Annotated in this window: 6 protein-coding genes; 3 read left to right on the top strand and 3 right to left on the bottom strand. The window is 59.0% G+C overall.

All coding sequences use genetic code 11. The features are described 5' to 3' along the window. Window positions 1-71: 71 nt before the first annotated feature. Entirely contained in the window at window positions 72-3,044 is a 2,973-nt protein-coding gene (locus tag ACVW0B_RS13865; protein ID WP_457491955.1) for a DUF3987 domain-containing protein, read from the top strand. A gap of 692 nt (window positions 3,045-3,736) precedes the next feature. On the opposite strand, the gene ACVW0B_RS13870 is transcribed toward ACVW0B_RS13865, so the two are convergent. After that, entirely contained in the window at window positions 3,737-4,471 is a 735-nt protein-coding gene (locus ACVW0B_RS13870) for a hypothetical protein (RefSeq protein ID WP_457491956.1), read from the bottom strand. A 297-nt stretch (window positions 4,472-4,768) separates the two neighbouring features. Next, entirely contained in the window at window positions 4,769-4,927 is a 159-nt protein-coding gene (locus tag ACVW0B_RS13875; protein ID WP_457491957.1) for a hypothetical protein, read from the bottom strand. Here ACVW0B_RS13875 and ACVW0B_RS13880 point away from each other — a divergent pair. Then, entirely contained in the window at window positions 4,914-5,351 is a 438-nt protein-coding gene (locus tag ACVW0B_RS13880; RefSeq protein ID WP_457491958.1) for a hypothetical protein, read from the top strand. The genes ACVW0B_RS13875 and ACVW0B_RS13880 overlap by 14 nt on opposite strands. 580 nt (window positions 5,352-5,931) lie before the next feature. Next, on the top strand, window positions 5,932-7,119 hold the full coding sequence (locus tag ACVW0B_RS13885) for a DUF3987 domain-containing protein (protein WP_457491960.1): 1,188 nt from the start codon (window positions 5,932-5,934) through the stop codon (window positions 7,117-7,119). 102 nt (window positions 7,120-7,221) lie between these two features. On the opposite strand, the gene ACVW0B_RS13890 is transcribed toward ACVW0B_RS13885, so the two are convergent. Then, window positions 7,222-7,506 carry a hypothetical protein gene (locus ACVW0B_RS13890; protein WP_457491959.1) on the bottom strand — a complete coding sequence of 95 codons (285 nt, stop codon included), beginning with the start codon at window positions 7,504-7,506 and terminating at the stop codon, window positions 7,222-7,224. Window positions 7,507-8,471: the final 965 nt, after the last annotated feature.

Genomic DNA, 8,471 nt, shown 5'->3' on the forward strand with positions numbered 1-8,471 from the left:
AAAATCCAAGAAAAGTAGGGACCCCAGTCGGAATGGGATCCCTAGAGTACAACCACACTCGGAGTACAAAGATGCTAACAACTAGAGTACCACGAACTTCCGGCAAGTTTACCTACTCCTCCCCCAAAAACCCTTGCCCAGTCTGCGGACGGACGAAAGACAAGGACTGTCGCTGGAACGAAGTCTGCCATTGCCGCACCTACGCTAAGGAATACCTGGAAGTCGGAAATGTCATCCGCGGTGACGATGGCCGTCAATGGGCGTATCTGGGTAGCAGCGACGGCGGCCGGTGGGCGATGTTCAAGCTTCATGAGGAGCGGCGTGGGGGTGAATGGGATCCCGGTCTGACATCATTTACCCGGCGGGCCAGCAACAAGAATGGCAATGCGGCCTCTACTAAGCCGACTACCGCTCAGCCAACAGCGCCCCCTGTATCATCCCTCGCTCGGCCAACAGCAACTCCTCCGGCGGCCAAGAAGGCCCCCAGGCCCGCGGGACAAAAGGACTTCATCTACCACGATGCGGATGGTCAACCGGTAATCTTGGTGCGCCGGACTGATTACGGCAATGGAAAGAAGGATATCAGCCAGTTTCGTTATGAAAACGGGGAGTGGATCTCCGGACTAAATGAACAGGTAGCCAAGAGGGTACGGTTGTACCGGATTGCTGATGCCAGGGATCTGTCTCAAAAGACCGGCATTCCTATCTTCATGGTCGAGGGCGAGAGCTGTGTGGAGCAGCTGTTCAAAATAGGGATCCCCGCCACCACTTCCATCGGGGGAGCCAAGAAGTGGACTGGCTACGGTTTTCCAAACTACCTACAAGATCTTCAGGGCTGCAGGATAGTCTTAAGTCCTGATGCGGATAGTCATGGAGTGGCCCACATGTTGGAGATCGAGCGTAGTTTACGTTCTGCCGGTATCGAGATAGCCGGCTGGCTACTGGCTCCCCCGAACGCCCCTTGGGAGAACCTGCCGGATGGCGGTGGTCTGGACGTCGTTGATTGGCTGGAGAGTGGGGCCACTGCTGAGGACATCTTGAGATCGATTCGTGTGGCACTGCCAGCCCATTTGGCGGCTGAGGATGAGATAGCAGATCTGGCGGCAGAGGTTAGTGAGCTAGCGCAGTTGGATCGGGCGTCAGGCCTCACTCTATTGCCCAAGGTTCTGGATACGCCACTTCGCCGGATTGCGGAGGAACTGAACCTCCCAGTAGAGGCCTACTATCTAGTGCTGCTCTGCGTCGCCGCTGGATTAATTCCCAGCCAGACGCGGCTGATGATCGATCCACGCCGGCGGTTTAGGGTACCTCCGGTTCTGTGGGGAGGACTGGTAGGAGAGACGGGATCCGGCAAGACCCACATCATTTGCACTTTGACCGAGCCTCTCGAAGACATCCAGGCAGAGTACCGCATCCGGTACCAACACCAGCTTGAGAACTACAAAACGGCACTACGGGAATACGAGAGGAAGAGGAAGGGGGAGGATGCGGGGGATCCACCTGAACGACCTGTACCCGTTGACCTCTATGCCTCCGACTACACAATGGAGGCGATAAGCCAGATCCTAGGTCAGCAACCGGAACGGGGGCTGTTGGTCGCGACGGACGAGCTGGCAGCGTTCCTGGAGAGTATGGATGCCTATCGAGGCGGCAGGGGAGCGGATCGCGCCCGTTGGCTCAGCCTGTACAACGGCCTCGCTCTAAAGGTAAATCGCAAAACTTCCGATCAGATCTATGTACGGTACACATCCGTTAGCGTCATAGGAGGCATCCAACCATCTGTTCTCCAGAACTTCTGGAGGGATGACAAAACCTCCGGAGACGGATTCTGGAGTCGCTTCGCTTGGGTAAAGGTGCCTCTTGTACCCGACCCCGATACTCACGAAGGCCCCGAGCACCTCCCTCAACGGCTGCTGGAATCCGTCTACCGCCGTCTGCAGGCTTTCCTGCCGATGCAGCATGAGCTAGACGGGGAAGGGCGTCGTCTTTGGAATGAATGGAAACGTGAGCTCAATGAGCCCATCCTCAACGAGCCCAATGAGCGGATCCGGGCCACTCTTCCAAAGACTAAAGAACGGGCCGCACGTATTGCTCTCATCCTCCACTGGCTGGATGCAGCCTGTGATGGGGTGACACCTAACAAAGTCATTCCTGCCAGCACTCTGGCCAGAGCCATCGAGTTCACCCGCTGGTTGCAGAACCAAACCAGACTCATCTACGGCGAACTAGGGGAGTCCAGCAGCCCAGAAGCGAGCCTTGTTCTCCGGTTTGTGGGGCGATTCAAGGGCTGTGGCGCAGTCAGCCTGAAGCAGTGTCGCGGCTGGTGGTCAGGCCGGCGTAAGCCTTCCATGAAAGAGATCCGGAGCTTTCTGGATGGAGTTGTGCAGATGGGGTACGCCCGCTGGGTGGATCCCACGCACATCGAGATTGTCCAACCCTATTCCGGTAGTCACTTAGTCACCCAAAAGCCTGAAACCCTTGTGCAGAGCGGCTTTGAGCCGGTGACTACGCGTAGTCACCCCGTAGTCACTCGTAGTCACCCCGCGGCAGCCAAAAGACCTGAAAGTCTTACGCAGAGCGGCTCTGAGCAGGTGACTACCGATTCGTCACCCGTAGTCACCCGTAGTCACTCCGTAGTCACTCCCATGCAAAGCGAACCAACCCAGCCAGGGACAACGGCCCGTGTAATCGAGGCGGAGGAGCAGTCACTGCCTGGCCCAAGTGAGACGGTGGCCGCCCAGCCAGCCTCCAACGGGAAGGCCCCACAACGGGATCCAAACGGATTTGAGGAGCTGGAGTCGGAGCCGGTGCCCCTCCCTAACAATGGATCCCTCCAACCGGAGGTCGTTGACGCCCCTGTCACTATGCAGGACTGGAAGGCCCTGTTGGCCGCCTGTCGGGAAGCCGGAATGCTCTGGGGTACGGCGGTGGAGTTCATCGCGAGCACGACAGGGATCCCCGTAGAGAAGCTGGATCCCTCGCGGGTAACGCGGGGACAGTACCAGCAGGTCATGGAGAGAGTGAAAAACTTCCGACGCCCCTAGCTCTGTGGATGGTAAACCCCGCCATTTAGATCGGGGAGGGATAGCCGCTCCGTACTGCTTAGCGGTCGGAGTCGGGTAGTTTACTCGGTAGTCACCGCTGGCTGAACGGATCCCTGCCCATGCGGTGGATCCGCGCAAAAAGCCACCGCCACCTACCTGATCCCCTGAACTGGGCTCACGCTGGACAGTCGATTCGCCTTGTCATATAAGGATCGACCTAGGCCAAACTTCGCTGCCGCCCGACGGAAAACCATGGCTTCCGCGTTCGATACGGGATCCCCGTAGTTGTCGCAATCCAGCAGTTCGCAGCCAGTCGCCTCGCGGCTGATCGAGCCGTCGGCTGTGCGGTCTACGGCCGAGGATCGCGTTGCCGCTACGCGGCGCTGTCGCGGTCGCGATAGCGGCACGGAGTGCATTCGCGTCAGCGGCGCGTAGCGCAAACTGCTGTGTCCCTTCTGTGTCCCTCTGTGGATCCCTACAAACACCACAGGGGGAGCGGTTGCTCCCCCCGCAGTGGTAGTGAATGGAGGTACCCCTGTTGGGCCCACTATTACCTTAGCACCCTCGGGTCGTAGGCCAATCTGGGGCCTCAACCTGCAGGTGGCGGGGATCCCTTCCAGTGCTGGACGGCTGTTATCAACTGCAAACAGCACCGGCACGCTTTGGCGAGGTCGGATCCCCACAGCCGTATGTCACAGGCGGATCCGCAGCTGTTGGGCCATATCCGCCACCATTACCGCCTCCCCATGCAGCAGTGTTCCATCCAATCCGACGACCACCAGCATGGGGCCGTCGTCCGAACGGTACCCAAACTTCAGCACCGCCTTGGAAAAGTCGGGTTGGCCAGGCTGTTGACCGGCTGCAACTGCCGCCAGCCCACGCGCTATGGCGAACACCCAACTCCGATCGAGTAGGTAGCCTGGACAGTCGGCGGGGATCCCTAGCCGGGCCACCATCGAGTCTTCATCCAGGCCTAGGTTGGCCGCGATGGCCACCAGTTCCTTGTAGGCCGCCACGCCGAGATACCGGCTTGGCGGGGGATAGATGGCTTTGGCCGCCTCTCTGCTGGCGGCTGGAGGCGGAGGCGGTGGAGGTGGTGCAGGTTGGGCAGGCTGGGCCACCTCCAGCCTCTCTAGCCACTCGATAACCTGCAGAAAATGCCGCCAAGTAAGCCGGGAGGGATCCAGCTCCGCCGGTGGGATCCCGGTCGCCCATGCGATCACCCGCTGTGCCTCCCCCCAGCTCAGCCCCAACTCCAGGCAGGCATCCTGGAGGCTATCCCAGGCTTGCTCCGTAATCGGATCATCGTCACCCTCTGCGTCAGCAGCCGCCGGTTGAGCCAGATCTAGATGGGATGTGGGCTGGCCGGATGAAGGCGGAGTGCACGCAGCGGATCCCTGGGTCTCCGGCCCAGATCCGGTCACCATTAACGCGGTGGATCCCTGTCCTGGCCGAGAGGAAACTGCCAGCCAGTCGAGCGGCACTCGCCGGCGGCTCCCACTAACCCAGACGAATGCCTCCCGCTCAGTTGTTCGCTCCAGCGTTGCCTTTCTCCCACGGAGCGACGGCGGGACAGGATCTTGCGCTAGAAAGCGTACCTGTTGCCCGTTAACAGCCTGACGGCCGGAGATATCTACCGCGCTACGCACTTGAATGCCTAAAGTCGTTGGGACGTACTTTGGTCAGTTCTAGCCGAACGCTGTTTGCAACTGCAAACAGTACCCCTACTGCAGCGCTTCCGGTGGGCCAAACGGCGGCGGTGGCCCAGCTTTGTTGTTAGGGGATCCGTCCAGGCGGCGGCGGCAAGAGTGGATCCCACCGCATGGGCGGGGTAGGATCTGGACGCTGTTTTCAACTGCTAACGTCACAATGGTCTCTCCCATGGTGGGGGCGCGGATCCCCCCAGAACTGCACCATCAACTTCTGGAAGTAGCCGCGCGACTCCAGGTAACGCCATCTGAAGTTCTCGTGGCGGCCCTCAAGCAGTACCTGGAGAGGCTGCAAACACCTGTTAACAGCCCAGCGGTTGCAGGGATCCTCGACCGTCTGGAGCGTCTAGAACAGCGGGTCGAGGCGCTGGAATCGGCCGTTCGCGTCAGCGGGACGGAGTCCAATCACCATCGCGTCACGGAACAACAGCGCCTGGCAAACCCTCCCGCCGATCTGGATGTCCTCTCCGTGATGGAGCTGCGGCGGTTGGCTAGGCGAGTGATCGGGCCAGGAGGAGACAGGGATCCCACCACCGGCCGACATCTCCGGCGGGCGGATCTGTTGGCGGAACTACAGAGGATGCTTGGTCGGGCATGAGGAGTCTGTCGCCGGCAGAGGGATCCAAGGATTCGAATCCGGCCAAGCCTCCCGGATACTCCGGTTAATTCCTGCTTATCAGGACGTTAGTCTCTTCTTCGTCACCCTTCGTCACCGGTCATCACAGGGGTCTGCCTAAAGGGGCTATCAGATCCCCTTCCACCACTCATGACGAACCGGTTGTTCGCGCTTAGTAGCTAGGTGGGGTGACTACCGGTGCCTACAGGTGACTACGCGGTAGTCACCGCCAAAACCCGCTCTGTGCAAGGGTTTGGGGGCATTCGGTGACTAAGTGACTACGCATGACACCCCAGACTCCATTGGCCGAATGAGAACAGGGATCCCAGCGTGGATGGGATCCCTGTGGGGAGCGTAAGTTGCTTTGGAGTGGTGCCAATGGTGGCGGCTAGGATATCACGGTACCTTGATAGGACGGCCTGGTGTTCGAGCGGTTTGCCGACCATGATGCCGGTTGGATCCCTGGTCGGGTTCGCGTAGCCACTGTTGAATTCGACGATGTTTACCTTGGAGACCGCACATGTCAGAGCTCGAACGTTCTCTGTTCCAGCACGACATCGAAATGTCCGGCCGGTTGCTGCCTCCCTTGGAAGCCACTGAAGAGGATCCTCCGGAAGCTGGTGTGCCGGGTACCGGTAACCCGCTGCAGGCTCAGGTTTCTTTTTCCGAGCTGCTACCGAATACTCTGGGGGCGACGCTGCATCAGTTTGCAGAAAGACTAGGGGTCCCCGCTGAAGCCTGCTATTTGGTGGTGCTCTGCGCGGCAGCCAGTCTTCTCCCCAGTCAGACTCGACTGGTGCTCGACCCACGCTTTGGGTTAGAGGCGCCCCCGATCCTATGGGGCGGCTTGGTCGGGGATGCGGGTAGTAAAGAGTATCGCATCGTCAACACGTTAACTCGACCTCTTGAGGGGCTTCAGATAGAGCACAGCATCCAGTACCAATCCCAGCTTAACGAATACAAGGCAGCCATGCGGAGGCGTATGAGAGGAGCACCCATAGGGGATCCCATTGAGCGTCCTAAGCCCATCACACTCTACACCCACGACTGCACGATAAGTGCGATAGGACGAATCTTGAGTCGACAACCGGAGTGGGGGCTATTGCTCAAACCGGATGGGCTGGGGGATTTTCTACAGGCAGCGAGGGCTCGGCAGAGTAGGCGAGGGACCAATCTCCCCCAATGGTTGCGGCTGTACGATGGCTGTACCTTGAAGATCGAACGCGGGGCCACCGACCCTATCTTTGTGCGTTACCCGTCCGTCAGTATCGTGGGCGGGATCCAGATGTCTGTCCTCCGGGCATTCGGGAATAAGTTCGTAAACCTGGGCCTCAACCTCTGGCCCCGCTTCGCTTGGGCGAGGGTGCCGTTTGTGCTCCCGATAAGTGGGCCATTTCCACACCCCCAATGGATGCTGGCGGTTGTCTACCACCGCCTACAGAAATTCCCGCCGACGCAGCACAAGTTGGACAGGGAGGGGCAGGAGCTTTGGAATGAATGGGCTTGCAGGTTCATTGAGCCTATCCTTAGCCAGCCGGTCGACGTGATCCGGGTAATGCACGCCGAGACGAAAGAACGGGCGGCACGTATTGCCTTAGTGCTCCATTGGCTGGATGCAGCATGGCCCGGAGTGCCCCCTAGTGAAGTTATTCCTGCTAATACTTTGGGCAGAGGTATAGAGCTTGCCCTATGGCTACAGAGGCAGTCTGAGACCATCTTCTCTGAGGTATGTGGATCCATCTGCCAATAGACCTACGGTCGCCAACGCGGCCGCTGGGACGGGGACGGGTAGTGGATCCTTGGCCTACGGAGAGAGGCTGCCACCACGCGGTGGATCCCACTCAGGCAGCGACTACAGAGTGACGAACGGGTGACGAACGGGTGACGAAACCTTCGTCACCAACTCAAACCCGCTCCAGACAAGGGTTTCGGGCTTTTGGGTGACGAAGTGACGAAGGTGACGAAGGTAATGAAGGAGAGAACTACTTCTGTGCGCAGCCGGCGTGGTAGCCCTAGAGGGAGCAACTACTAGGGGGTGGATCCCTGCTGCCGCCACCGCGTCCAGGAGTTCGGGATCCGAGCAGTCTTGGGGTGGATCCCCATTGCCAACCCCATCCCCCGTAGTCACTGTAGTCACTTAGTCACCAAATGCCCCAAACCCTTGCATAGAGCGGCTTTTGGCGGTGACTACCGTGTAGTCACCTCGTAGTCACCAGTAGTCACTGGTAGTCACCCTTTGCACGCCACGGCAAGTGAGGACTAGTGCAGCCAGAACGAGATGGCCGGTGGAAGGGATCCACCGCCGATGCCACGATGTCCTCATTCACTCGCTCCGCCTAACGGTGGAGCTGGCTGTGGCTATCATCACGGGCGCGTCAGAAAGCAGAGCGACTACCCGGTGACTACCGGTGACTACCGGGTGACTACCGCGTAGTCACCCGCTCAAAGTCGCTCCACACAAGGGTTTCAGCCGATCGAGTGACTACGGTGACTACGGTGACTACAGGGGAGAGATATCTTCCTGCATCCAGCCGATGCAGCAGGGTACGGCAACGCGGGCTAGGTGGCGGATCCCTGCTGCCCTGACCCGAACAAGGTTGCGATACTGCACGGGGGATCCCCCGGCGGCTATGGCGCCAAGCGTGGTCGGTGACTACCGGTGACTACGTGGTGACTACCGCGTAGTCACCCGCTCAAATCCACTCCACATAAGGCTTTCAGCCGATCGAGTGACTACGGTGACTACGGTGACTACGAAGTGAGAGATATCTCCCCGAGTTGGTTGAAGCAGCAGCCAAACAACGGCAATGCGGACGATAGATCCCTGCCGCACTCCGCTCTGGGGTAACTTCCTACGGGCTCCGGCTACACAGCTACCGGCAGCCAAATCTATGCCAACTTAGGCCGCCTACAGACAAAAGATGTGGCTTAAACCGACATTAAAATTCGAGGACTAAACCGTAGAAGATAGGCGTGGAAAGGCTTTGGCGACTTTCAGGCATCAGTTAAAATCCAAGAAAAGTAGGGACCCCAGTCGGAATGGGATCCCTAGAGTACAACCACACTCGGAGTACAAAGATGCTAACAACTAGAGTACCACGA

The sequence above is a fragment of the Thermostichus sp. MS-CIW-23 genome (assembly GCF_054059455.1).

Bases quoted from the DNA above. Each gene is read 5' to 3' on its own strand.
- ACVW0B_RS13875 (WP_457491957.1), bottom strand. From the start codon at position 4,927: ATGGGAGAGACCATTGTGACGTTAGCAGTTGAAAACAGCGTCCAGATC.
- ACVW0B_RS13870 (WP_457491956.1), bottom strand. From the start codon at position 4,471: ATGGTGACCGGATCTGGGCCGGAGACCCAGGGATCCGCTGCGTGCACT.
- ACVW0B_RS13880 (WP_457491958.1), top strand. From the start codon at position 4,914: ATGGTCTCTCCCATGGTGGGGGCGCGGATCCCCCCAGAACTGCACCAT.
- ACVW0B_RS13865 (WP_457491955.1), top strand. From the start codon at position 72: ATGCTAACAACTAGAGTACCACGAACTTCCGGCAAGTTTACCTACTCC.
- ACVW0B_RS13885 (WP_457491960.1), top strand. From the start codon at position 5,932: ATGTCCGGCCGGTTGCTGCCTCCCTTGGAAGCCACTGAAGAGGATCCT.